The 22,777-nt window shown below is 66.7% G+C and carries 24 protein-coding genes, 2 tRNA genes and 2 pseudogenes; 18 read left to right on the forward strand and 10 right to left on the reverse strand.

What is annotated here, in order from left to right:
• Nucleotides 1-516 precede the first annotated feature (516 nt).
• Both ACTWPT_RS35235 and ACTWPT_RS35240 read left to right on the forward strand, forming a co-directional pair.
• A complete protein-coding gene (locus ACTWPT_RS35235; protein ID WP_443181840.1) occupies nucleotides 517-1,224 on the forward strand; it encodes a DUF4328 domain-containing protein in 708 nt (235 codons plus the stop codon).
• 149 nt (nucleotides 1,225-1,373) lie between these two features.
• Nucleotides 1,374-2,362: pseudogene (locus ACTWPT_RS35240) on the forward strand (IS5 family transposase).
• 127 nt (nucleotides 2,363-2,489) lie between these two features.
• Here the strand turns inward: ACTWPT_RS35240 and ACTWPT_RS35245 are convergent.
• The 3 genes and pseudogenes from ACTWPT_RS35245 to ACTWPT_RS35255 all read right to left on the reverse strand — a co-directional run bounded on the left by ACTWPT_RS35245 (nucleotide 2,490) and on the right by ACTWPT_RS35255 (nucleotide 4,632).
• A complete protein-coding gene (locus ACTWPT_RS35245; protein ID WP_443181841.1) occupies nucleotides 2,490-3,236 on the reverse strand; it encodes a maleylpyruvate isomerase family mycothiol-dependent enzyme in 747 nt (248 codons plus the stop codon).
• Nucleotides 3,237-3,760: 524 nt separating this feature from the next.
• Nucleotides 3,761-3,961 (reverse strand): annotated as a pseudogene (locus tag ACTWPT_RS35250) (IS30 family transposase); the annotation flags it as partial.
• A 311-nt stretch (nucleotides 3,962-4,272) separates the two neighbouring features.
• Complete coding sequence (locus tag ACTWPT_RS35255; RefSeq protein ID WP_443181842.1) at nucleotides 4,273-4,632, reverse strand: hypothetical protein; 360 nt, start codon at nucleotides 4,630-4,632, stop codon at nucleotides 4,273-4,275.
• A gap of 1,122 nt (nucleotides 4,633-5,754) precedes the next feature.
• On the opposite strand from ACTWPT_RS35255, the gene ACTWPT_RS35260 reads away from it, so the two are divergent.
• From ACTWPT_RS35260 to ACTWPT_RS35270, 3 genes are all read left to right on the forward strand, one after another.
• Nucleotides 5,755-6,108: a DUF6247 family protein gene (locus ACTWPT_RS35260; RefSeq protein WP_443181843.1), complete on the forward strand. Its 354-nt coding sequence runs from the start codon at nucleotides 5,755-5,757 to the stop codon at nucleotides 6,106-6,108.
• The gene (locus ACTWPT_RS35265; RefSeq protein WP_443181844.1) at nucleotides 6,101-6,364 is read left to right on the forward strand and encodes a hypothetical protein; all 264 of its coding nucleotides are present in this window, start codon (nucleotides 6,101-6,103) and stop codon (nucleotides 6,362-6,364) included. Before ACTWPT_RS35260 ends, ACTWPT_RS35265 begins: the two co-directional genes overlap by 8 nt.
• A gap of 367 nt (nucleotides 6,365-6,731) precedes the next feature.
• Nucleotides 6,732-7,379: a hypothetical protein gene (locus ACTWPT_RS35270; RefSeq protein WP_443181845.1), complete on the forward strand. Its 648-nt coding sequence runs from the start codon at nucleotides 6,732-6,734 to the stop codon at nucleotides 7,377-7,379.
• A 209-nt stretch (nucleotides 7,380-7,588) separates the two neighbouring features.
• Here the strand turns inward: ACTWPT_RS35270 and ACTWPT_RS35275 are convergent.
• A tRNA-Arg gene (locus ACTWPT_RS35275) sits at nucleotides 7,589-7,661 on the reverse strand.
• 170 nt (nucleotides 7,662-7,831) lie between these two features.
• Here ACTWPT_RS35275 and ACTWPT_RS35280 point away from each other — a divergent pair.
• The 7 genes from ACTWPT_RS35280 to ACTWPT_RS35310 all read left to right on the forward strand — a co-directional run bounded on the left by ACTWPT_RS35280 (nucleotide 7,832) and on the right by ACTWPT_RS35310 (nucleotide 13,133).
• Nucleotides 7,832-9,064 carry a sensor histidine kinase gene (locus ACTWPT_RS35280; protein ID WP_443181846.1) on the forward strand — a complete coding sequence of 411 codons (1,233 nt, stop codon included), beginning with the start codon at nucleotides 7,832-7,834 and terminating at the stop codon, nucleotides 9,062-9,064.
• A gap of 6 nt (nucleotides 9,065-9,070) precedes the next feature.
• Complete coding sequence (locus tag ACTWPT_RS35285; protein WP_443182017.1) at nucleotides 9,071-9,724, forward strand: response regulator; 654 nt, start codon at nucleotides 9,071-9,073, stop codon at nucleotides 9,722-9,724.
• An 18-nt stretch (nucleotides 9,725-9,742) separates the two neighbouring features.
• Nucleotides 9,743-10,081, forward strand: a complete 339-nt coding sequence (locus ACTWPT_RS35290; RefSeq protein WP_443181847.1) for a hypothetical protein — start codon at nucleotides 9,743-9,745, stop codon at nucleotides 10,079-10,081.
• Between the two features lie 98 nt (nucleotides 10,082-10,179).
• Nucleotides 10,180-10,614 carry a hypothetical protein gene (locus ACTWPT_RS35295; protein WP_443181848.1) on the forward strand — a complete coding sequence of 145 codons (435 nt, stop codon included), beginning with the start codon at nucleotides 10,180-10,182 and terminating at the stop codon, nucleotides 10,612-10,614.
• Between the two features lies 1 nt (nucleotide 10,615).
• Nucleotides 10,616-11,350: a prolipoprotein diacylglyceryl transferase gene (locus ACTWPT_RS35300; RefSeq protein WP_443181849.1), complete on the forward strand. Its 735-nt coding sequence runs from the start codon at nucleotides 10,616-10,618 to the stop codon at nucleotides 11,348-11,350.
• Complete coding sequence (locus ACTWPT_RS35305; RefSeq protein WP_443181850.1) at nucleotides 11,347-12,864, forward strand: radical SAM protein; 1,518 nt, start codon at nucleotides 11,347-11,349, stop codon at nucleotides 12,862-12,864. Before ACTWPT_RS35300 ends, ACTWPT_RS35305 begins: the two co-directional genes overlap by 4 nt.
• On the forward strand, nucleotides 12,864-13,133 hold the full coding sequence (locus tag ACTWPT_RS35310; RefSeq protein ID WP_443181851.1) for a hypothetical protein: 270 nt from the start codon (nucleotides 12,864-12,866) through the stop codon (nucleotides 13,131-13,133). Before ACTWPT_RS35305 ends, ACTWPT_RS35310 begins: the two co-directional genes overlap by 1 nt.
• 36 nt (nucleotides 13,134-13,169) lie before the next feature.
• Here the strand turns inward: ACTWPT_RS35310 and ACTWPT_RS35315 are convergent, their stop codons facing one another.
• Genes ACTWPT_RS35315 through ACTWPT_RS35325 form a run of 3 tightly spaced genes read right to left on the reverse strand, consistent with a single transcriptional unit; the run spans nucleotide 13,170 to nucleotide 15,284 of the window.
• Nucleotides 13,170-13,628 carry a MaoC family dehydratase gene (locus tag ACTWPT_RS35315; protein WP_443181852.1) on the reverse strand — a complete coding sequence of 153 codons (459 nt, stop codon included), beginning with the start codon at nucleotides 13,626-13,628 and terminating at the stop codon, nucleotides 13,170-13,172.
• 10 nt (nucleotides 13,629-13,638) lie between these two features.
• Entirely contained in the window at nucleotides 13,639-14,802 is a 1,164-nt protein-coding gene (locus ACTWPT_RS35320; protein WP_443181853.1) for a TolB family protein, read from the reverse strand.
• On the reverse strand, nucleotides 14,799-15,284 hold the full coding sequence (locus ACTWPT_RS35325; RefSeq protein ID WP_443181854.1) for a SigE family RNA polymerase sigma factor: 486 nt from the start codon (nucleotides 15,282-15,284) through the stop codon (nucleotides 14,799-14,801). Before ACTWPT_RS35325 ends, ACTWPT_RS35320 begins: the two co-directional genes overlap by 4 nt.
• Before the next feature lie 221 nt (nucleotides 15,285-15,505).
• Between ACTWPT_RS35325 and ACTWPT_RS35330 the strand changes: the two genes are divergently transcribed.
• Complete coding sequence (locus tag ACTWPT_RS35330) at nucleotides 15,506-16,687, forward strand: AAA family ATPase (RefSeq protein WP_443181855.1); 1,182 nt, start codon at nucleotides 15,506-15,508, stop codon at nucleotides 16,685-16,687.
• Between the two features lie 112 nt (nucleotides 16,688-16,799).
• On the opposite strand, the gene ACTWPT_RS35335 is transcribed toward ACTWPT_RS35330, so the two are convergent.
• Nucleotides 16,800-17,591: a MauE/DoxX family redox-associated membrane protein gene (locus tag ACTWPT_RS35335; protein ID WP_443181856.1), complete on the reverse strand. Its 792-nt coding sequence runs from the start codon at nucleotides 17,589-17,591 to the stop codon at nucleotides 16,800-16,802.
• 5 nt (nucleotides 17,592-17,596) lie between these two features.
• Nucleotides 17,597-18,544, reverse strand: a complete 948-nt coding sequence (locus tag ACTWPT_RS35340) for a hypothetical protein (RefSeq protein WP_443181857.1) — start codon at nucleotides 18,542-18,544, stop codon at nucleotides 17,597-17,599.
• 216 nt (nucleotides 18,545-18,760) lie between these two features.
• Here ACTWPT_RS35340 and ACTWPT_RS35345 point away from each other — a divergent pair, with 216 nt between their 5' ends.
• Nucleotides 18,761-19,252, forward strand: a complete 492-nt coding sequence (locus ACTWPT_RS35345; RefSeq protein WP_443181858.1) for a SigE family RNA polymerase sigma factor — start codon at nucleotides 18,761-18,763, stop codon at nucleotides 19,250-19,252.
• Nucleotides 19,253-19,334: 82 nt separating this feature from the next.
• On the opposite strand, the gene ACTWPT_RS35350 is transcribed toward ACTWPT_RS35345, so the two are convergent.
• The gene (locus tag ACTWPT_RS35350) at nucleotides 19,335-19,916 is read right to left on the reverse strand and encodes a MarR family winged helix-turn-helix transcriptional regulator (RefSeq protein WP_443181859.1); all 582 of its coding nucleotides are present in this window, start codon (nucleotides 19,914-19,916) and stop codon (nucleotides 19,335-19,337) included.
• Between the two features lie 106 nt (nucleotides 19,917-20,022).
• On the opposite strand from ACTWPT_RS35350, the gene ACTWPT_RS35355 reads away from it, so the two are divergent.
• From ACTWPT_RS35355 to ACTWPT_RS35370, 4 genes are all read left to right on the forward strand, one after another.
• The gene (locus ACTWPT_RS35355) at nucleotides 20,023-20,586 is read left to right on the forward strand and encodes a YceI family protein (protein WP_443181860.1); all 564 of its coding nucleotides are present in this window, start codon (nucleotides 20,023-20,025) and stop codon (nucleotides 20,584-20,586) included.
• 193 nt (nucleotides 20,587-20,779) lie between these two features.
• Nucleotides 20,780-20,868: transfer RNA gene (locus ACTWPT_RS35360), tRNA-Ser, on the forward strand.
• Between the two features lie 165 nt (nucleotides 20,869-21,033).
• Complete coding sequence (locus tag ACTWPT_RS35365; RefSeq protein ID WP_443181861.1) at nucleotides 21,034-21,597, forward strand: hypothetical protein; 564 nt, start codon at nucleotides 21,034-21,036, stop codon at nucleotides 21,595-21,597.
• Nucleotides 21,598-21,706: 109 nt separating this feature from the next.
• A complete protein-coding gene (locus tag ACTWPT_RS35370; RefSeq protein ID WP_443181862.1) occupies nucleotides 21,707-22,438 on the forward strand; it encodes a DUF7873 family protein in 732 nt (243 codons plus the stop codon).
• Nucleotides 22,439-22,777: the final 339 nt, after the last annotated feature.

Below are 22,777 nucleotides of genomic sequence, written 5' to 3' on the forward strand. Positions count from 1 at the left end.
GTAGACGGCGGGATGCCCGGGGGCCTCGGTCGGGAACCGAACATTCTGACCGGCGTGCTCGAAGGCAACAGTGCGTGACCCATCAGGGTCGGGCCCCGGCGCCAGACTGTTAGACGGGCTCATGCGGCCCAGAAGAAGCTCCGGCGTCGGCGGGCAACCCACCCCCATTTTCACGCCTGTGTGGCGTCACCGGAAGGGAGAGGGGGACTGTTAGCAGGATTGGTGCTCAGCCCTCATGGTCCGGTGGCAAGGGATCCATACCGCAGGGCCGCCAGGCCCGAGGAACGGGAAGCCACGCGGCAGCATGACCGTCAGCATCTCAGGCGGATCGATCACCCTGCTTGGCTAATCCAGACCGTGGCCAGGTGCGTGTGCGCGGTGGCGCGGATGTGTCGGCGTGGGAGAACCGCGGGTTGGTCACGAGAGGATCCCGGATGGGATAACCGATCCTCTTCCAGATCTTGGGGATACATACTGGTGCACACCTCGTTCGCCCCTCCCGAAGGCCTTCAAGTGATGCATCTCTCTCATGGGCGGTTACGCCCGGTCGGTGGCGTCGCGGTCTTCGCCATCGCGGGCGTGGCGTGCGATTCCCTCGTGGGGGTCGCCACAGCGGGGATCAACCTCTGGTACGCGTCGCTCGTGGATCGTATGATCAGTGATTTCGACTCCGTCTCCGGGGCGGCGATACGTACGGGGGAGCTGCTCGTCCTAGGGTCCGAGGTCGCGCGAATCTTCATCTTCCTCGTAGCCGCGTCCGGGTTCCTGGCCTGGTTGTTCCGCGTCAGGGCCAACGCCGTGAGTCTCTCGCTGAACGGTCACCGATACGGCCGGTCCTGGCTGATCGCAGGATGGGTGATGCCGATCGGTTGGTTCTGGATTCCCAAGCAGATCGTGGACGACATCTGGCGCGCCTCCACGCCCCCCGACTCTGCCAAGGGGCTGATCAACGCGTGGTGGGCGGCCTGGCTGACCGCCTGGGTGACGGCGAAGGCGACCTGGGGTCTGGTCTACATCTCCATCGACATGGAGGGAATCGCCTTCGCCCTGCGCTTGGAGGTGGTCGGCATCGGGCTGATGCTGATTGCGGCCATGCTGGCGATCGGCGTCATCCGCAAGATCACCGCCGTCCAGGAGACCCTCCGCTCAACGCCTCCAGCCGACCCCGCACCAAGCAAGCCGCCCCCCGTGTCCGGCGCGCCCGAGCCGGCCGCGGCGTCATAGGGCATCGCGACAGTACGGCATCCCCGTGCGGCTTTCCTGGGTGAACGTTACCGGCGCATCGCCCGCCGACGTGGTACTAGGGCCTGTTCGGAGTTGAGATCAGAGGGATTCGCCTGCGCTTTGGCCTCCGATCCTGGTAGGCCATCAACATGGCGCGTGGAGACCTCACCGACGAGGAGTGGTCGTTGATCGAGCCTCACCTGCCGCTGGGTGAGCGAGGCCCGATCCCGGACCTGCGGCAGCAGTTCAACGCAGTGATGTGGCGGTTTCGTACTGGCAGTCCGTGGCGGGATCTGCCCGCCGAGTACGGACCGTGGTCGACGGTCTATGACCGATTCCGGTCGTGGGCGATGATGGGAGTCTTCGAGCAGCTGATGCAGGCAATGATCGCCGAGGCCGCGGCCCGGGGACAGGTTGACCTCGACCTGGTCAGCGTGGACTCCACCACGGCTCGCGCCCACCATCACGCCGCGGGGATGGCCTTGGGCGGTGAGCTTGCCCAGGTGCTGGAAGAGGCCGTCGGGCAGGAAAAGGGGCTGCGCCAAAGGGGCAAAACACCCCCGATGGCGGCGATCCGGGTGAAGACCAGAACCAGGCCGGACGTCGGCGGGTACGACTGCGGCGCAGGATCCGGCTGAAGGCCGCCGCGCTGGGCCGCTCGCGGGGCGGGCTGACCAGCAAGGTGCACCTGTCCGCCGAGCGGCGATGCCGTCCGCTGTCCTCCGTGCTGACCCCGGGCCAGGCCGGAGACAGCCCGCAGTTTCGTGCCGTGCTGAACCGCATCAAGGTCCGCCTGCGCGTCGGCCGGCCGCGCACCCGCCCGGGCGCCGTGGCCGCCGACAAGGCGTACTCCTCCCGCGGCAACCGCGTCTACCTGCGCCGACGCGGCATTAAGGCGGTCATTCCAGAGAAAGCCGACCAGGCGGCCAACCGCAAGAAGCGCGGCTCTCGTGGCGGCCGCCCGGTCAGTCATGATCCCGATCTCTACAAGGAGCGCAACACGGCGGAACGCTGCATCAATCGGATCAAGGAGTGGCGTGGGCTGACCTTCCGTTTCGCCAAAACGCCCAGGAGCTACCTGGCCGGCCTTCATTTACGCGGAGCTATCTTGTGGATCCGAAGCCTTCAACCGATCTGAAGATCCGAAGTACAGGCCCTAACACCGTGATCGCTGGCCTGTCCCGCTGGCTGTCTGATCGTGGGTCCTCGCAAGGGCGCCCGGCGGGGCTGGCGGACCTGCTTGAGCACGGAACCGGCGTCTGACCTTACTGCGTCGCCTCCTTCAGCAGGTCGCGCAGCCGTTTCACCAGCTCGGGGTCGCCGTCGAAGGTCAGTGCCGCCCCGTCCCCGCGCCCCCACAACCACAGCAGCACGTCCTGGGACGTACCCGAGATCGACGCCTCTCCCGGGGAATCGTCCGTGGAGACCTCGACGCCCGAGGCGGCCAGGCGGACGAGCCAGCGATCCGCTCCCGCGGCGATCGACACCGCGCGTCCGTCCGCGCTGGCGAGTTCGTCACCGAAGTCCTCCGGCCACTGGCGGGAGGCGAAGGCGAGGAAGGTCACGAGGATCTCATCGATGCCGTCCACCGCCAGGTCGGTGGGGATCGGCATGATCGGCTCGCCGGCCGCGAGCTCAGCGTCCACCCGGTGCACCACCGCCTCCAGCGCCATCCTGCGGGCCCAGAACCCAACGGTCTGGTCGGGGTTGTACCAGGTGAGCGCCTGCTCCTCCGACTGCCGGGAGGTGAACTCGCCACGCAGCTCGGCCATGGCGCGGTCCAGGTATGCTCCGGGGCCGCTCGGATCAGGCACCGGCGGCCAGGGCTTTGGCCAGGTGCCGCGGCGCATCGTCTCCACCTTGTGGAGGAAGGTGTCGCCGACATGCGTGAGCAGGTTGGCGGTGGTCCACCCTGGACAGTGGGGCACCGGGGCGGCGAGGTCACGGGTGGCGGTCTCGCGCATTCGCGCGTAGTCCAGCTCGAGTAGGTGTAAGTACCGGCGCTGATCCATTCGCCCAGTCAAACATAGGCGCGCGGACGCGGTCCTGTTGCCGCAAGTCCGGGATGGCGTTTCGCTCGCTTGAGGAGGTAAGCGAGGCCCGATCAAGGACTATTCCTCATCGGTGAGGTCTCCCCGTGCGAAGGCGACGGCCTATGAGGATCGGAGATCAAAGCCGCAGACGGGATCCAGCTGATCTCAACCCCGTACAGGCCCTAAACGCGCCATCGTCGCTGTGGGGCGCTCCATCTTGACCATCGTCTGGCATCTGCTGTCCACCCCCGACACCCACTTCGTCGACCTGGGCTCGGACTTCTACGACAAACGCATCAGCACCGAACGCCGCAAACACAAGGACATCCGCGAGCTCGAAGCCCTGGGCTATCGAGTCACTCTGGAGCCAGCCGCCTGGCCAGCTGAGCCAATCGCCGGCCCCGACACGTCGCCGTATGCCGGGGTCCGCTGCCGCCTGCCCGCTAACTCACTGATTTTCGGACTAGGAGAGCGGAGGCTAGTCCGCTGCTTAGGGGGCTTGAGCTTGATCGGGCAGTTTCAGCCAGCCGCGCCGGAGGGACTCCACCATTCTCTGCCCGCCATCGGTATCGGGTCTTGCGTCCGATTCCCACGGCACGGCACGCCTCGACCGTCCCCACGCCTGACAGCACCAGCCGCCAGTACTCCGACTCAACATCCAGCCTGCGCTTGGGCCCTCGCCTCGCCATCAACACGCCTCTCATGATCAGGTGTGTTGCGACAAGCACTAGAACCCGAGCGTTTTGCCTGGGGGTCAGTATTCACGCGTCGTCGACATTCACGATGTGACCAAAACAGAAAATTTCCCTCCGGCAGGGGTGCTTCGGCTCCGGGATGGTCGGCGTCGTCGAGACGAAGCCGTAGATGACTGAGGTGGAGGTCGGGTATCCCGCCTGCCATCGACCCGGTACAAGTCGAGCAGGCCAGAACCACTGAGCCACGGTCGTTCCTCGCCCGAGCTGGTGCTACCCCACCGACTGTCCGAGATCGGCTTCGTCATGCAATACGAGAGTGATCATTCACAGTTGGCCCAATTCTGGCCCTCGCGGTCGAAGTCCTCCCGGGAGATCACCTTGTCCACGAAGACGATCTCTGAGTCCACCCCGTTGACCTCAGGAGTCTTCACCGGAACGCGTTCTCCCCGCTGGATGAGGACCTGGCCCGGCTTGAGCTTCGCGAAGTCGGTCGCCCTGAAGCTGACGTCGCGGATGTTGACTTGGCTGTAGGAGCTACCACGGTGCTGGTAGCCGGACGCCGAATAGAGCACCCCCGGGCGCAGCACGAACGGTTTCGGCCCTACAGTCCAACCTTCTTCTGGTCCATCCAGTCGGACAGATGCGCTCTGGCCATCGAGGGACGGCGCGATGAAGTCCACATCGCCTACTACCGTTGCGGATGACGAAGGGCCCGGCACCGAAGCCAAGGCGCCCGAGGCGTCCTCGCGGTGCGATTCTCATACGTTCGGGGGCTGCGCCCTCGCACCATGCCAAGACGATGATGGGATGCCCCTGCGTGTCAACACTGACGCCGGCCCACCCGCCTGTGGGAGGTGAGCAACTCGTAACGCTCGTGATCCCGATGACTGCCAGCACGATCCCGCACAAGCGCCGCATAAGCACAGGCTAAGCGAGACCGACTTGTTGCTGGAGGCCCGTGATCATCCCGCCGTTTAACCGTAGCGAGGTCGTGCAGGATGCCCGGCGACGGTGATCGGTTGGCCAGGGCCTTTACGGGGAGCCTGCGATCCAGCATGCCGCCGTACAGGGTTGCGCGCGGGCGATGCAGCAAGCTTCCGGGAAGCGCCTTGGAAGCCACCTGAACGGACGATCACGAACTGAGCCAACCGAACCAGAACTTGTTTGGAGGGATGACCGTCGACCAGCGATCCTGAGCGACCCCGGAGATCTTCCGGGAACTTACGGATCAGACGGTTAACCTCGGCGGCGTTGCTGTACGGCCACGAAAAAGGCCCTCCGGGATCATCCCAGAGGACCTTTGAGCTGGAGCGCGGCCGACAGGAGTCGAACCCGTAACCTTCTGATCCGTAGCCGGGTCAAGGCCGTCCAGACGCATCCGTAGCCGTGTTTGGACGCTGCTCTGGGCCGCTCTCGCGAGTGGGTCGCGTCCACGAGGGTTCATGATTGTCCGGAGCCGTTGTTAGCAAACGCGTTAGCAAGATCGACACTTTGTACCGCCGCTCGCAGTCTCGCCGAACACCCGACTTTCCGATCTTCTCGTGCTTGATCAGCCCGGTTGAAGGAGGGGTAGTCATGGCTCGGTGTGCCGATCGTCCGGCGGCACGGTCTTGACGCCTGAGTCGAAGCCGGACTCGTCGTCTGGCAGAGGTCTATCCTGACGATTACGCGATCCGGAAACCGTGTCGCCAGCAACACGAGGACGCCGGCCACCTACATCAGGGCGTTCGACCTGCGATTCCAGAGTGGAAAGGGTTCAGTGGTATCGGTAGCGTGGAAGCGTAACAGCTTGGAGGTCAACGATGTCCACCCCGCATCAAGACAGCGAGGCACTGATCCCTCGCCCGCCACTGACCACCGCTGCCCTCCGGGCGGCAGTTGCCCAGATCGCTCCGGCCTACCTCAGCCAGTTTGTTGACCACCTCGACCAGGCTACGGAGCAGGCGGCGCGGCAGAGCACCGTGGCACCTCTGCAGAACTTCTTGCAGCACTGGGGCGAGTTTGTGGCGATTCAGCGCCACCCTGCTCAAGCGGCCCGCCTGCACGCATTGGAGACGGAAGTCGCCACCGCCACCGACAGAGTCAAGCTGGACTCAGCCTTGGCCGAAATCACCGAGATCACGGCATCCGCGCGCCGAGAGGTTGTCGGTGAGTGACGCCTGGACCTGGGAGTACAACCCGGACGCCGAGCATGTCATTGCTGGGCTCCCTCCGACCGTCATCCTTGAGGTTGAGCGGCTTGCTGGCCAACTCGCAGTCCTCGGGAGGGACGCGATCCGCGTCGGCAGAGGCCCGCTGCATGGGGGAGGTCTTCGGACGCTCGATCTGTTCGGCGGCCGCGGGTTCCTCAACTTCATCGTCGCGGAGCATCTGCGCCTTGTGCTGATCGTTCGCGTTACCTGGATAGATTGATGCGACGTCGCCTACACCTCAGGGAAAGTTGAGAAGGCCCCCCGAGGAGCTCCCCGGAACCTTCTTATGGAGCGCGGCCGAGAGCACTCGAATCCCTAACCTTCTGAGATCCGTAGGGAGGGGCGGACGCCTCGTCAGCGGGATTTCGCCCTGCTCAGTTGGTGGTTGCGGGTCGGTGGAGGGTGATCCTGTAAGACGGTGTTGCTGTATCGACTGCTGTACACCTTCTCTGCGGACGCAACCCCCTCTCGCCACTTGGAATGCTCGCTGTCCCAGCCTGCACGGCCCCCTCTGGACAACTCGCGCGTCCACCTGCTGGACTTCGAGTGTCCGAACGCAGCGAGCCGAGAGATGCCCTGACGAGCCCATGACTCTCATCACCCTGCGGCAAGCCGCCGTCCGCTTCAACCTCTCCTACGGCGCTTTACAGAAGATCGCGGCTACGGGTCTGCTTCCTGCGGCCGGTCAACACGGCGGCAAGCTAGTCATCCCTACGGACGTGGCGCAACGAATCGAGGCACGCTCCGCTGTGCCGCTACATCGCCTCCTTCCAACGACAACGGGCAGCGCCACGATGGCAGTGTTGCGCGTCGACGTGGCGAAGCGTGTCCCAGATGAAGATCGCCCCTTTATCGGCTTTCGTGCTGATCTGGCACCTGCAGACCTGTTGGAGGCGCTGCGTGGATGGTGGGTGGGCAGGCCGGAAAAGGTCGCCCAGGCCGGCATTCTCCCGGTGACACTCGGCGGATTCGTCGTCGCCGTACTAACGGGGCTGAGCAGCTGGGATACCAAACTTACCGACACTGGCGTGATCCGTCATCGTTTCGACGCGAGCCTGGCCGGCTACATCAGCGACCTCGACATGCCCATCAACATGGTCACGATCGGCACAGCCGACGACCTGCGAATCGCCGAGTTCCTCCTCGGCAAGCGACTCGAATCCACGGCTGGCGGCCCGATCGCCTACGTGACCGTGGCCGCTCATCAGCTGGCCTCCGAGATCAGAGGCCACTGATCCCGCGGCAGCGCAGAGAGCTGATCGTCCGCCATTGGCCGATTCCGCTGCTCCGGCTCCTCCCGAGACGCGCAAGGCGCTCGACCGGTTGAATAAGCGTCTGACTACCGAATCAGACGGTTAGTCTCCGGGGTATTGCTGTACAACGCTGCTGTACGGCCACGAAAAAAGGCCCTCCGGGATGATCCCAAAGGGCCTTTGAGCTGGAGCGCGGCCGACAGGAGTCGAACCCGTAACCTTCTGATCCGTAGTCAGATGCTCTATCCATTGAGCTACGGCCGCTCGCTGCGTAAGCAAGCATAGCGGGTTCTGGGGAGTACCTCGAACCAGATACCGCAATCATGAGCCCCGCGACCAGGATCTCATCCGGCCGCGGATACATCGAAGTGTGTATCCACAGGCAGGTCCCTCGCAGGAGTTCGGTGGGGGAGCCAGGTGGTGGGATAGAGGGCGTGAAGTGGATCGTGTTCGGGGCCGGGGCGGCCTTCGTGGCGGGCGTGGTGCTGATCGCGGGTGGTGCCTACGTCGACCGTGGGGTGCCCGGGTGGGTGCTCGTCGTGCCCTTGGCGATTACCTGTGTGGGAGTTCTGGTACGGCAGCGGGCGCCGCTCTTGTCCCTGGGGCTCGGGGTGGTCGCGGTTACCGTGGATGGGTTTGTGGGGCCCTCACTGGGGACCGTGCTCGTGTTCACCGACAATCTGTACGCGGCCGTGCTCTACGGGCCGGCCCGGTTTGCTCGGGTGTTGCTCGGTGTCACGGCCACGCTGGCGGTGGTGGGTGGGGCGGTGGCCGGGTTCATCGCGGAGGACTGGCGGGTGCTGGCCATTATGGGGGTTCAGGCCGGGCTGGTCCTGGTCACGCCTGTCACGACTGCGCTTGTGCTGCGGGAGCAGCGGGATCGGGCGGCGGCCGAGCGGCTGCGGGCGGAGCAGGTGGCTCATCTGGCGGAGCTCGATCGGCAGGCGGCGATCGCCGCGGAGCGTACGCGCATGGCGCGCGAACTGCATGACATGATCGCCAATCACTTCAGTGCGATCGCCATCCAGTCCACGGCTGCGCTCTCTCGTAAGGATCTCGATCCTGGGACGGTTCGGAAGGTCATGGAGTCCGTACGGGAGAACAGCGTCAAGGGGATGGCCGAGATGCGGTCCATGATCGGGTTGTTACGGCAGGAAGGGGAGGAGCCGGAGGCCACGCGGCCGCGGCTGGCCGATGCGGAGACTTTGGTGGAGCGGGTCAGACGGGCCGGGCTCGACGCCGGATTGCGGGTCGATGGGGAGCCTCGTGAGGTGCCTGCCTCCGTTGACCTGGCCGGGTATCGGATTCTGCAGGAGGCGTTGACCAATGCGCTCAAGCACGGGGATCCGCCGGTTGATGTCGTCATCTCTTATGAGGCCCGGTGCGTTGTGGTGACCGTTCAGAACGCCGTGGGAGGGGATGTCGCGGCGCCGTTGCCGGGGGCGGGGGTCGGGCTGATCGGCATGCGGGAGCGGGCCTCGCTGGTCGGAGGTTCTCTTGAGGCCGGACCTCGCGGCCGGACAGGGGAAGGACGGGGGCGGTGGCGGGTGCTTGCCGTGCTGCCTACCTCTGAGGATGGCTTCACCGTGGCTTACTACGCGGATGGGGGCCGAGCGAGGCAGGGCGAGGAGCAGGCGGTTGTGGACGTACGGCCGGGAGGTGTGTGACCGGTGATGATCAGGGTGCTGGTGGCCGACGATCATGCGGCGGTCCGGGCCGGGATCGCCTTGATCCTCGGCGGCGTGCCGGACATCGAGGTCGTCGGTGAGGCAGGTGACGGCGAGCAGGCCGTGGCCATGGCCCGGAAGCTGCGGCCCGATGTGGTGCTCATGGACATCCGCATGCCGCGCCTCGACGGCATCTCGGCCACCAGGGAGCTGGCGGGGATCAGCGATGTGCTGATCCTGACGACGTTCGATGTCGACGAGTACGTTTTCGGCGCCCTGCGGGCGGGCGCGGCCGGGTTCCTGTTGAAGAACACGGACGCCGAATCCCTGGTGGAAGCGGTCCGGCTGGTCGCGCGCGGGGACGGGCTGATCTCGCCCGGGGTCACGCGCAAGCTGATCGCGGCCTTCGCCGAGCAGGCGCCGCCGCGCAGAGAGCCGGCCGCCGGTCCTGAAGGGCTGACGCACCGGGAGAGGGAGGGCCTGACGCCTCGTGAGCGGGAGGTGCTGGCCTGCATCGGGCGCGGCATGTCCAACGCCGAGATCGCCAGTGAGCTGGACATGGCGGAGGCCACGACGAAGACGCATGTCAGCCGGGTGCTCAACAAGCTGGGACTGAAGAGCCGTGTACAGGCGGCGATTTACTACTCAGGGGGCACATAGAGCCGTAATGTGAGCGGCGTGAGCATGCCGCCTCCTCCTGAGCCGCCTCAGGAGCCACATCAGGAGCCGCCTCGTCGGACGGGGCTGACCGTCGGGTTGGCGTTCGCCGGGTTCTTCGGCTATCTCATCATCAATGTGATCGTCGGCCTCGTCGCCGTGAGCATCGGGTCGGAGGTGGCGTTCGGGGTGGCGGCCGTGATTCTGGCGCTCGTCGGCATCGGCGTGGGGCTGGTGTTCGTGCGGCTACGGACACCGTGGTCCTTTGGACTGGGGCTGGGGTTGATGATCGGGTGGGGGCTCACGTCGATCGTCACGGCTGGATTCTGTACGGGGCTCAATCCGCAGCTGTACGCGTAGGTGGACGGTTTGATCCGATGGCAATCGTTGATCCAATGGCAATCACCCGCCTCTAGCCTGGCCCTCAGCGCGATGACGACCCGGGGGAGACCCGACCGATGAGCGTGCCACCGCCACCACCGCAGGGCCCGGACGGCCCTTGGCGGCCCCCGTACGGACCACCGCCGCAGAACCCTGACCACCCTTGGCAGCCCCCGTACGGACCACCGCCGCCGCCTCCGTCCAGCGGGGCCTCCACCGGCCTGGTCATCGGGCTCGCGTTCGCCGGTCTGGCGCTCTACAGCGCGTTCAATATCATCGTCGGCTTCGTCATCTTCGCCGCCGCCATGGACTCGAGCGGCCCCCACACCCGTTACGTGGCGGCGGGTGCGGCGGTGCTCGCCCTGGTCGGCCTGGGTGCCGGCATCGGCCTCCTGATCATCCGCCGACCCTGGGCCAGGGGCCTCGGCCTCGGCCTCATGATCGGGTGGGCGCTGTGGTCGATCCTGTCCGCCGGGATCTGCACCGGTCTGAACCCGAGCCTGTACGCCTGACATGCCTCCCTATCACGAGATATTCGTCGGCCTGGGCGTCTTCACGGCCTCCGTCGTCTTCGTACGGGAGGCCAGAAGACGCGGCGCATTCAACGAGCAGTCGCTGATAGCCGTCGCCGGCGCCCTGGTCGGCGGCGCCATCGGCATGCGCCTGGCCGGCTGGCTGGAGACGCTGGACCTCCAGAACCTCTGGCTGTACGGCTCCCGCAGCATCCTGGGCGGTCTGACCGGCGCGTACGTGGGCGTGCTCGCCGCCAAGAAGATCATCGGCTACAAGGAACGCACCGGCGATCTGTTCGCCCCGGCCGTGGCGCTCGGCATGGCGGTGGGCAGGATCGGCTGCCATCTCACCGAGGCCCCGGGCCGGCCCACGGACCTGCCCTGGGGCGTGCACGCCCCGGCGACGACCCCCGCATGCCCCGGCTGCCTCGCCGGCCAGGCCATGCACCCGTCGTTCGTCTACGAGATCATCTTCCAGCTCGCCGCGTTCGCAGCGCTCATGTGGGCACGAAGGCGGCTCACACAGCCTGGGGAGCTGCTCACCCTCTACCTCGCCGGGTATGCCGCCTTCCGGTTCCTCGTCGAGTTCACCAGAGCCAACGACACGCTCTGGCTCGGCCTGACCGGGCCACAGTGTTTCCTGCTCGTCGGGTTGCCGCTGCTCGCGTTCCGGCTCGCGTACGGCTGGCGGCGCGGTTATTACGATCCCCTTTTCCAGCGGAAGGTCATGGCATGAGCACAGGGATGGGTCTGCGGGGCGACCGCATCCTCAGGTACGTCAACGCGTTCTGCCCGCACTGCCACGGCCAGGACCTCGACCGGGTCGAGCGCCTCAGTGGCTACCTGGCCGAACGCGACGGCCGGGTGTGGCTGGAGCGAGGCTGCCGCAAACACGGCCTGATCCGGACTTTGTACGACGAAGACCCGGAAATCCTCAAATACCTGGAGGAGTGGACCGCGCCGACCAAGCAGCACGTACCGGATGTGTCGGGGAACTTCGCTCCGATCCCCCTCGCCTACCTCAACGGTCTCCCCGAGATGCAGACCCAGCACACCTGCATCCTCCTCGAGGACATCGCGGAGACCTGCAACCTGCGCTGCCCCACCTGCTTCGCCGACAGCTCCCCGGACGTCGCCGGCATCGTCCCCGTCCCCGACATCCTCGCGAACGTGGACCAACGCCTCGAAAGGGAGAACGGCCGCCTCGACGTCCTCATGCTGAGCGGCGGCGAACCCACCCTCCACCCCGAGCTCAAAACCCTCCTGGCGGAGCTCGAACAGCGTCCGATCACCCGCATCCTGATCAACACCAACGGCGTCCTCATCGCCAGGGACGACTCCCTCCTCGACCTGCTCACCGAGCACAGGGAGCGGGTGGAGGTCTACCTGCAGTACGACGGCTCCTCCGAACACGCCTCGCGGCACCACCGAGGCGGCGACCTGCGCCGGCTCAAGGCCGCAGCCCTCGAACGCCTGTCGGCGCGCGAGATCTTCACCACCCTGGTGATGACAGCCGCGCTGGGCGTCAACGATGGCGAGATCGGCGATGTCGTACGCCTCGCGCTCGACACCCCGTACGTCGGAGGCGTCTCCCTGCAACCCCAGTTCGGCTCGGGCCGGTCGGGCAGCATCGACCCGGCGAACAGGCTCACCCACACCGGCGTGCTCAAACGCCTCGGCCCGCAGACCGGTGGCCTGGTGACCTGGCGCGACCTCACCGCCCTGCCCTGCTCCCATCCCCACTGCTGCTCGGTCGGCTACCTGATCCGCGACGACGCCCAGCAGTGGCGCTCCCTCACCGCGCTGATCGGCCACGACCGGCTCAAGGAGAACCTGGGCCTGGTCTCCAACCGCATCGCCGACAGCGAGATCCCGAAGGAGTTGCGGCTGGCCGTACAGGAATCCCTGCTAGGCCTCCTGTCCGAGCAGTCGTCGCTGTCCCATCCGCAGATCGGCGACCTGTGGCGGAACATCTGCGAGAACTGCGACCTCGGCGTCTCCACCCTCCTCACCCTCGCCTCCTCGGCGCTCCCGGGCCGCCGCAGGAAGCTGCGCAGGATGCTGGGGGAGCGGGTGGTGCGCATCACGGTCAAACCGTTCATGGACATCTCCACGATGATCGAGGAGCGGCTCACGCAGTGTTGCGTGCACGTGGGCACACGGGCCGAGCAGGACCAGTGCGCGCCGTTCTGCGCCGTGCAGGCCTGGCCGCAACTCTCCCGGCAACGACTGTCGGTGGTGGCGTCGTGATGGCGGACGATCCGCGCTCCGGCGGGAATCCGGCGAAGGGTCAGCCGTACGATCCGCTCCGGTTGTGCGTGTACGCGACCGTCGCGCTGCTGGCCTGGCTGCTCGGGCCGTGGGCGGTGCTGGGGTTCGCCGTGCTCGGGTTCGCCGGTTACTGGAAGGCGCGGCGAGCCGGGCTGACCCGGAGCAAGTGCCTGCTCAGGGACACCCGGCTCGTGCTGGCCTACCTCGGGCTCCTCGCCGTCGTGGCCGTCGTGGCGATCATCATGTGACCGCCGCCAGGCGCCGCGTCTGCGGAACTGCCGGATTTATTCGGCGGGCACGTAGAGGCTGAGGGTCTCGGCCACGCAGGCGGGTCGCCTCTCACCCTCGATCTCCACCGTCACCTTCAGATTGGACAGGTAGCCGGCCGGGGTGCCCTTGACGTCCGTGAGCTCACCCACGGCCCTGATCCGCGCGCCCACGGGCACCGGCCTGGGGAAGCGGACCTTGTTCAGGCCGTAGTTGACGCCCATCGCGATGCCCTCGACCTTGACCATCTCGAACATGAACGACGGCAGGAGCGACAGCGTCAGATAGCCGTGCGCGATCGTGCCGCCGAACGGTCCCTCTTTGGCCTGCTCCACGTCCACGTGGATCCACTGGTGGTCGTCGGTGGCGTCGGCGAAGAGGTTGACCTGTTCCTGGGTGACGGTGCGCCACTCGGTCGGGCCGAACGTCTCTCCGACGGCCGCCTTGAGCTCCTGAACGTTCGCGAAGGTCCGCATGGTGCGAACGCTATTGCGCGGATGGTACGGCTGCCAAGTTGAGCACTCGGAGGGTGTCCCGCCCGCCCTCCCAGTAGACGATCGTGGGCTGCCCGGCGGACAAGGCGGTCCACCTGCCCTCGGTGGCGGCCACGCGACCGGTCGCGATGTCATAGATGCCGTCGTCGCTCACCGCGAACCGGTTGAAGACCGGTGCCATTGCCAGCCGCCCCCAGGAGCCGCGATCATCGAGGCGTCGCATGCTGCTGCCGTCGATCCGTTGCAGGAAACTCCCTGTCTCGTCGTGTCCCAAGCACCAGAACGGTCCGCAGCGCAGGCCCCGCGTCCCGGGAGGCGCGACGACCTCGATCGTGTACCCGCTCGCCAGGTCGACGATCTTGCTCTGGCTGCGGACGCTGTCGTCAGGCCCCGCGGGCGCGTCGCTGGCCCACGGCCATCTCAGCAGGCGCAGGCCGCGACCGGCCGGGATCCGCTCAGAGGCGCCGCCCGAGAGGGGGACGCCCCACACGTCGCCGCGGCGCTCCGACCAGAAGATCCGGTCCCCGTTGATCGCGAGGGAGTCGATGTCGGCCCGGGGGCCGCTGATCGTGGTGACCAGCCTCGCCTTGCCGCCGGACAGCGGGGCCGTCCAGATCCTTCGCACCGACACGCCGTTCTTCCTGCCGTACGACATCCAGGCGACGTTTTCGCCGTCGGCGGTCACGGTCGGCGGGACGTCAGTGGGCTTCATGGGCACCTCGGCCACCACACGGGCTCGCTTGGTGGCGGCGTCGTACAGCTCGATCCTCGTTCCCTCCTCCACGGACGCCGCCAGGAGCAGCACCTCAGTGGCGCTGATGCCGGTGATCGGCTGGTAGCGCATGCCGTCGGCGTTGGTGGCGGGCACCGTGAGGACCGCCGTCGGCCAGAGCCGATCCACCGGCACGGCGTTCATGCCGAGGGCCGCGGTGGGGCTCGGGGTCGTGGCCACCTCGACCTCGCCCCCGCCAGGGAGGACGACGCTCCTGACCCCCATGCCCAGCACCACCACTGCGGTCGCGGCCGCGAGCATGCGTATGCGCCGCCTGGTCCTGCGGCGTCGGAGTGTGGCCACGCCGGCGAGCAGGTCGCCTTCGTCGGGAGCGCGCTCGGCCGCCACGCGCAGCGCGCCCGCCAGTTCGTCTTCTGTCCTCATGCACGTTCCCTTTCGAGCACCGACGGTTTGACCCGCAGTGCGTTGAGCGCGTGGAATGCCTGGCTTCTCACGGTTCCGCGGGAGATGCCGAGGATCTCGGCTATCTCTTTGTCCGACAGGTCCTCGTAGTAGCGCAGCACCAGGACGACCCGCTGCTTGCGCGGCAGTGTGGCCAGCTCCTTCCACAGCTCGCCGAAGGTGTGGTCGTCGGTGTAGGAGCCCTCGGGCACCTCGTTCGTCACGTGCTCCCTGCGCAGCCTGCGCCACCAGCTGATGTGCTGGCGGGCCATGATCGTGCGTACGTAGGCCTCCGGATTGTCCTTGTTGCGGACCCTCCACCAGGCGCCGCTCAGCTTGAGCAACGCCTCCTGCACCAGGTCGGCCGCGTCATCGGCGTTGCCGGAGAGCACGTAGCCGTACCTGAGCAGCGCCGGGCCCCGCGCGCGGACGAAATCCTCGAACTCCACATCACAGAGACGCACGAGAGGGTCCGCACTGTTGCAAAGATCTTTTACTCGAAACCATCGCATAGGTGTTCGAGTCCGCGCTACAGTCTTAGGTACCGCAATCGAACAAGGGTTCGGCCTGGTGAGAGGGGGTGTGTCCGATGACGGTGCTCGCGACCGCCCCTGCTCGGACACGCCGTAACACTTTCTTCCCAAATCTAAGACGGCCGCTATATCCGGCAATAAAGTCCGAGAGCGTGGACCCTGTGCGAAACCCCTACGCCCCCGGAGCCGGACAGCGTCCCCCGGAGCTCGCCGGGCGCGACCGAGAGCTGCAGCAGTTCGAGGTCGTACTCGAGCGCGTGGCCCGTGGCCGCCCTGAGCGGAGCATGGTCGTCACCGGCCTGCGGGGGGTAGGCAAGACCGTCCTGCTCAACACGTTCAAGTCCATGGCCATGCAGCGGCTGTGGGGCACGGGCAAGATCGAGGCCCGGCCCGACCAGTCGATCAGGCGGCCGGTCGCGGCCGCGCTGCACATGGCGATCCGAGAGCTGGCTCCGCGGCACCGCGCGCCCGAGCGGATCGAGGAGTTCCTCGGGGTGCTCAAGGCGTTCGCGATGCGTGATCCCGCGGCGGCCAAGGGCACCTCGCACTGGTCGCCCGGCATCGAGGTGCCCGCCAGCCGCGGGCGCGCCGACTCGGGCGATCTGGAGATCGACCTCACTGAGCTGTTCGTGGACGCGGCGAGCGTGGCCACCGACCTGGCCGTCGGCATCGCGTTGTTCATCGACGAGATGCAGGACGTGCCTGCGGCCGACGTCTCCGCGCTCTGCGCCGCCTGCCACGAGCTGTCGCAGACGGGCGGGCCGTTGATCGTGGTGGGGGCCGGGCTGCCGCACCTGCCGAGCGTGTTGTCGGCCAGCAAGAGCTATTCCGAACGGCTCTTCCGCTACGCGCGCATCGACAAGCTCGACCGGGACGCGGCCGATCTCGCGTTGATCCTGCCGGCCCGGGAGGAGGAGGTGGAGTTCACCCAGGACGCCCTGGACGCGCTCTACGAGGCGGCCGACGGCTACCCCTACTTCGTGCAGGCGTACGGCAAGGTCGCCTGGGACCTCGCGCCGCACAGCCCGATCACCATCGAGGACGTCAAGGTCTCGGCGCCCGAGGCCGAGGAAGAGCTCGCGGTCGGCTTCTTCGGCAGCCGCTACGAGCGGGCGACCCCGGCCGAGCGCGACTACATGCACGCCATGGCGCAGATCGGCGACGAGCCGGTCGCCACCGCTGACGTGGCCGACGCCCTAGGGCGCAAGCCATCCAGCCTCTCGCCCGCCCGTGACAGCCTCATCAAGAAGGGACTCATCTACAGCGCCGAACGCGGGCTGATCGCCTTCACGGTGCCGCATTTCGGGAAGTTCCTGCGCGCTCAACCGGTCTGAGCGGCGCCCCTAGACCTCTATTGGGCTGTCTAGTGGGGAAGCTAGACAGCCCAATAGAGCAATATGACCATGCCTGCCTGCGTTGTCGAGGGAAATCTACGGCTCTCTAGCGTCAGGCCGATACTGGCGTATATTCCGGCAGACTGCCGCTGCCCTCCGCGCTCACCACTGCCATCCGCACCGCCGGACGCCGCCCACTGAGGTAGACCGCGAAGACGACGTCGTCCTGCTCGTGGTTGCGGAAGGCGAAGAAGCGCCAGCACAGCTCGCGCCAGCTGTCGAACGGCTCTGCAGAGGTCAGCTCGTCCCGGTGAGCCCGCCAGGCGCCGCTTGCCCGGAGCATGGCGAGCGTGACCGACTCGGCGGGGCCGCGGCGCTGCTCGCACGGCGCGCGGTACCGTACCCGATCGATCATCTCCTCGATCTCCGGCGACAACACGAGGAGGAGGAGCAGCCCGACCCCCGTCAGCCACGACGGCCGGGTCACCGCCACCCAGCCCGTCACCGGCGCCCACAGCGACAGCGCGGCCATCCCGGCCAGCAGCACCGTCCGTGCGATCGAGCGCAGTCCGACCGGCGCCGAGCTCACCTCGCCGAAGCAGCCGCAGCCCGCCTCGGGCCGCCGTCTGCGCAGCTCCAGCAGCACGTACGTGGACAACGCGAAGAACGCGGCCGTACCCCACCGGAAGATCTCATGTGTGCTCAGCAGCAGCCCGGCGGCCAGCACCGCCTCGCCGGCCGCGCAGACCAGCAGCGCGGGCGCCTGCATGCGGTCCGGCACCAGGACCGCCGGCCCCAGCCTGGCCAGCGCCCCAGGCTCGCCTCCGGACCGTACTGTGCTCACCTTGGACACAGTGCCCAGGACGAGCAGCACGATCAGGATCGGCAGCTGCGATTCCAGCACGCGTGTCACCCCAATCCGATCTGAGCGTTGAAGCAGCCTTTCACCAAGTCGCCGCCGAGTTCCACATAGGAGAACGGCGACAACTCCGCGATCCGCCCGCGCGGCGAGGTGTCGCACTCGACGCAGCGGTCACAGAACCGCCCGGCCACGCACCCGCACGCCACCACCGGCACGTTGGCGGAGCGGTTGGAGCAGACGTTCCTGATCTGCAGGAGGGAACCGAGGGCGAGGTACGGCAGGCCCGCGCACGACGCGCCCACGTCCGGGCAGCCGGTGTCGGCACGCTCCAGCATGGGATAGGCCGCGCCGTGCTCTTCCTCGTCGAACGTGTCCGACCACGTCGCCGTGCCCGAGATCCGCGACTGCAGGCCCGCGTACGCGGGTGGCGGGTCCGGCACGGCCCGCGCCGGGTACGGCGGCTGCGAGGTCGCCGGCAGCAGGGCCAATCCCGCGCCGTCGCGCCTGATGCCGATCGCGTCGAACAGGTAGCCGGGCTCGAACTTGGGATGCCGCACCTGCAGTCTGCCCGACGCCCGGTAGGGGATGACGACCGTGCGGTGCCCGCGATGGGGCCCGCAGTCGAGCTCCACCGTCAGGTCCTTGCGCCCGCTGATCGACAGGATCGTCCCCGTGATGCGTGTGGTGTCCGCCCAGATCCGCTCGACCACGCGCCCGTCGCGCAGGGCCCGCATCACGACCATGGAGCCCACAGGCAGGTCGGCGGGCGCGGTGTCGCCACCGTGCCAGGCGGTGGCCCACGGCGCGATGACGAGCCGCTCCTCCGCGCCGTCCGGGGTCTCGATGATGATGAGATGCGGGCTGACGTCAAGGACCTCACCGGTTACCGCGTTGATGGGTTTTCCATCGCGCGGGTCAGGACCTGGTATGCCCGGATCGCGGCCGAGCGCGGCCGCGGCGAGCACCCGGCGGCGCTCAACGCTCGGATGGCCCATCCGCCCCTCCCTCGCTCGGTACTAGGTTCACACGACTCGAGGACCGCTCACGCCGGGTGTCGCAGAAGAGAGCAAAATACGCATCCCCTGGAGAAGGAGTTGACATCCCTCGGCGGAGAATCCGCCACCGACCTTGACTTACCTTTATCGTCGGCGGGCCGAAACCTGAATTCCGGTTCCGGCCTAATAGGGCATCGGAGTGCGATTCTGGCCACGATGCAGACCACCGGTTGGGAAGAAGAGTTCCGCGAGTACGTCAGGACCCGCGGTCCGGCGCTGCTGCGCGCCGCTCACCAGCTCACCGGGCACCCGCTGGACGCGGAGGATCTGCTGCAGAACGCGTTGACCAAGACGTACCTGGCGTGGGACCGCATCGAGGACCGGGGCGCTCTGGACGGATACGTGCGGCGGGCGATGGTGAACATCAACATCTCGCAGTGGCGGCGGCGCAAACTGGAGGAGTACCCCTCCGACGAGTTGCCCGAGATCGTCACTGACCCCGTGGCGTGGGGGGACGTTCACGAACGGCTCCAGCAGGCGCTGGACGAGCTGCCTGAGCGGATGCGGGCGGCGATCGTGTTGCGTTATTACGAGGACATGACCGAGCCGGAGATCGCCAGGACGCTCGGGATCAGTGTCGGGACGGTGAAGAGCACGGTGTCGCGTGCGATGGCCAAGCTGCGGACCGCCTTGGGGCTGGGAGGATGATCCGCTTCGGGTCTGGTGCGGTGATGCGCTCCCGGCCTGGGGGATAGCCCGCTCCGGCCTGGGCGCGGTCAGGTGGAGGCGGTCAGGTGGAGGAGGACGAAACCGAGTCGACCGTGAACTCGGGCTCGGCGGGGGCGGGGATGCGCGCCCTTTCCTCCGGCCGACCCGCCTTCAGAGCCTCCACGCAGGCCTCCACTTTGGCCTCCCCCGCGCCGGCGGTGGCGCAGGGCCGCACTACATCCCGGATCTTCCGCAGAGTCGCCAGAAAGGCCTCCAACTCCTCCGCGTCGAGCAGGCTCGTAAAGGTGTCGTCAATGTCCTGCAGGTGCTGCGGCAGCATGGACTCCAGCCGCTCACGCCCGGCATCGGTCAGCACGGCGTAGGATGCTCGCCGATCAGTGGGACACGCCTGCCTCGTCACCACTCCCTCGCGCTCGAGCCGGTCTACGACGCGTGTCACGCCGCTCGTGGACAGCCCGGTCTGCGCCGCGAGGTCGCTCATCCGCAGCCGCTCCCCGGGGGATCGGGCCAGCCGGATGACGGTCTCGAAGTCGACCTCCGACAACCTCGCCGCAGCGAGCACGGGCTGGAGCCTGGCCATAACCCCGGCATGTACCTCGGCCAACAGCCCGACGGCCGTCAGCCTGGGGTCGTCAAAGTTCATCACGCTCATACCTTAACCGACGATAGTTGACGGGAGGAATATTCCTCGTGTAGACATTTGTTGCCGCAGACATCCGCAGTGCAACCTTCCTAATAAGGAGAACCCCATGACCACCCGCACCTGGGAGGCCCTGGCCATCCCCGCCGCCGGCACCTACAACCTGGACGCCGCCCACACCACCATCGGCTTCTCGGTCAAGCACATGATGGTCAGCAAGGTCCGCGGCCACTTCGGCGACTTCAGTGGCTCGGTCACGATTGCCGAGAACCCCCTGGAGTCCACCGCCGAGCTCACGATCAAGACCGCCAGCATCCACACCGGCGTCGCCGACCGCGACGGCCACCTGCGCAGCGACGACTTCCTGTCCGTCGAGAAGTTCCCGGAGATCACCTTCAAGAGCTCCCGCGTGGTCAGCCACTCCGGCGACGAGTTCACCGTGGTCGGCGACCTGACCATCCGTGACGTCACCAAGGAGGTCGAGCTCACCGTCGAGTACGGCGGCGCGGGCACGAACCCGTGGGGTGCCGAGGTGTGGGGCTACTCGATCAACGCCGAGATCGACCGCGAGGACTTCGGCCTGACCTGGAACCAGGCCCTGGAGACCGGCGGCGTGCTGGTGGGCAAGAAGATCAAGATTGAGATCGAGGGCGAGGCCAACCCCGCCGCCTGAGCCCATGCTCCGTCCGGCTACGGTTATCCACAGCCCGTGAAGCCCGCCCACGCTCTGGGCGGGCTTCATCCACAACCAGTTACCCACAGCCTGTTGATAACTCTTGGCGAACGCTGTGGATAGGTGGGGAGCGGAATCGCTTTGCCGCCTCGCCAGAAGGCCGGTACGCTGTGCTGAGCCGCGATGGCTTCCGGGAGGATTCGCCTAGTCAGGTCTATGGCGCCGCACTGCTAATGCGGTTTGGTGGCAACACCATCCGGGGTTCAAATCCCCGATCCTCCGCACGTAAAAGGCCCTCTCCCAGATCTTGGGGAGAGGGTCTTTTGATCTTCAAGGGCGTCATAGTTGCGTGCTAGTTGTAACGGCTCGTGCTGTGACCGGTCGGCCGAGTCGTGGACAGCAGAAATGCGATGGCCCGGGATGTCTGTCTCGGGTGATGCTGTACCGATGTCGTCGTTGCTGACCGCTGTGGAGTATGAACGTACGGCTGCCATGTTGCGAGGCAGACGTATCCACATGGTCGTCTACTATCCCTTGATGGTCGGGGAGAACGGTTGCGAGGTCGAGGAGTGGGACTTCGGGACGTGGCACCAGCCCACCATGGGGGTGGAACTGTCCACCGACGATGGCGCTTGCTTCTCGGCTGTGTGGGGCAGTAGCTTCGACCACTTCGGGCTTGAAGTTTTTCCTGAGCCGATGACCGCTCACCTGCGGATGATCGGGGAGCCAGGCGGGTCGGCGGCGGTGGACGTGACCGATCACCCACACTGGTCGAGCCTCGTCGGCAGAAATCTCACCCGCGTCGATATCGCCTGGTCCCAAGACCCAGAGAGCGACCTCCGGACGCCTAACGCGATCAGGTTGTGCTCGCGAGAGAAGGCCGTGTGGATAGCCGCCGGGAGCCCGGCGGAATGGCCGCCAACCGAGGTCTATCACCTGGGCACCGACGATGTCATGGTCGTCTTCACCGCTGAGTTCGCGGCCAAGGTAGGCATTCCCTCTGTCGGCTAACCGGCGGGGGCGGCCGAACTCCCGCAGTTGGAGGCGGCTCACAGCGGATAAGCCTGATTCGCCCCAATATTCGGTGTTGCGCGTCACGGTAGGACGCTAGGTTCGTGCCGTGACCAAGCTCAACCAGATCCTCGCCGTCGAGAAGGGCGTCAAGGCCGACGTCCAGCGCAAGGTGACCGACGTTTACCACACGGTGCAGAAGGCGCCTCTGCTGTCGGGCATCTCGCGCACCTACCAGCCGATCGACGACGAGGGTGAGCAACTGCCGCCGGAGTCGACCAGGGTGCAGGTGAAGGTCGAGGACGTCGTCAAGGACGCGGCGGACGCCCTGACGCGACTGTTCGACGTGACTGCCACCAAGGACGTCGCGAACTGCTCGGCCAAGGCCGATGTCGTCGTAGAAGGGCGAGTTCTCCTGGAAGGCGTCCCGGTCACGTACCTGCTGTTCCTGGAAAAGCAACTCGTCGACCTGCGCACGCTGATCTCGAAGCTGCCCACGCTGGACCCGTCCGAGACGTGGACGCTGGACGAGAACACCGACACGTGGCGCACCGAACCCGTCAAGACCACCCGCACCAAGAAGGTGCCACGCAACCACGTGCTCGCGGAGGCAACCGAGCATCACCCGGCACAGGTGCAGGTGTTCACCGAAGACGTGGTGGTGGGCTACTGGACGAAGATCGCCTTCTCCGGCGCTGTCCCGCAGCGGCGCGTCAACGAGCTGCTGGATCGGCTGACCAAGCTTCAGGATGCGGTGAAGTACGCCCGCGAGGAGGCCAACAGCGTCGAGGTCGCTGACCGGCGGATCGGCGACGCCCTGTTCGGCTACCTGCTTGGGTAGCCTGCAAAGACCCCCGCCCCAAGTGGGCGGGTGCGCAAGGAGCGCAAGCTGAAGATGAAGCTCAGCCTGAACAACGGTGACAGCGGAGGTTCGATCCCTTCCCCCGGCACTGCGGGCCGGGGTAGCCCAGATGGTAGAGGCAGCCGATCAGTCTCAGACTCTCGCTCCAGATTCAGCATTGCCGTCGGATACCAGATCCACCGGGTGAAGGCAGTGATTGTCGAGATGCGGGTTCGACTCCCGCTGGGTGCTCCACGTGCGCCCATGGCTTAATGGCAGAGCGCGACATCGTAACGCCTGACCTTCGCTCTTAAACGCCGCTGGTGCCACGACATGACG

This window comes from Nonomuraea sp. 3N208 (genome assembly GCF_052245935.1).
Taxonomy (GTDB): Bacteria; Actinomycetota; Actinomycetes; order Streptosporangiales; family Streptosporangiaceae; genus Nonomuraea.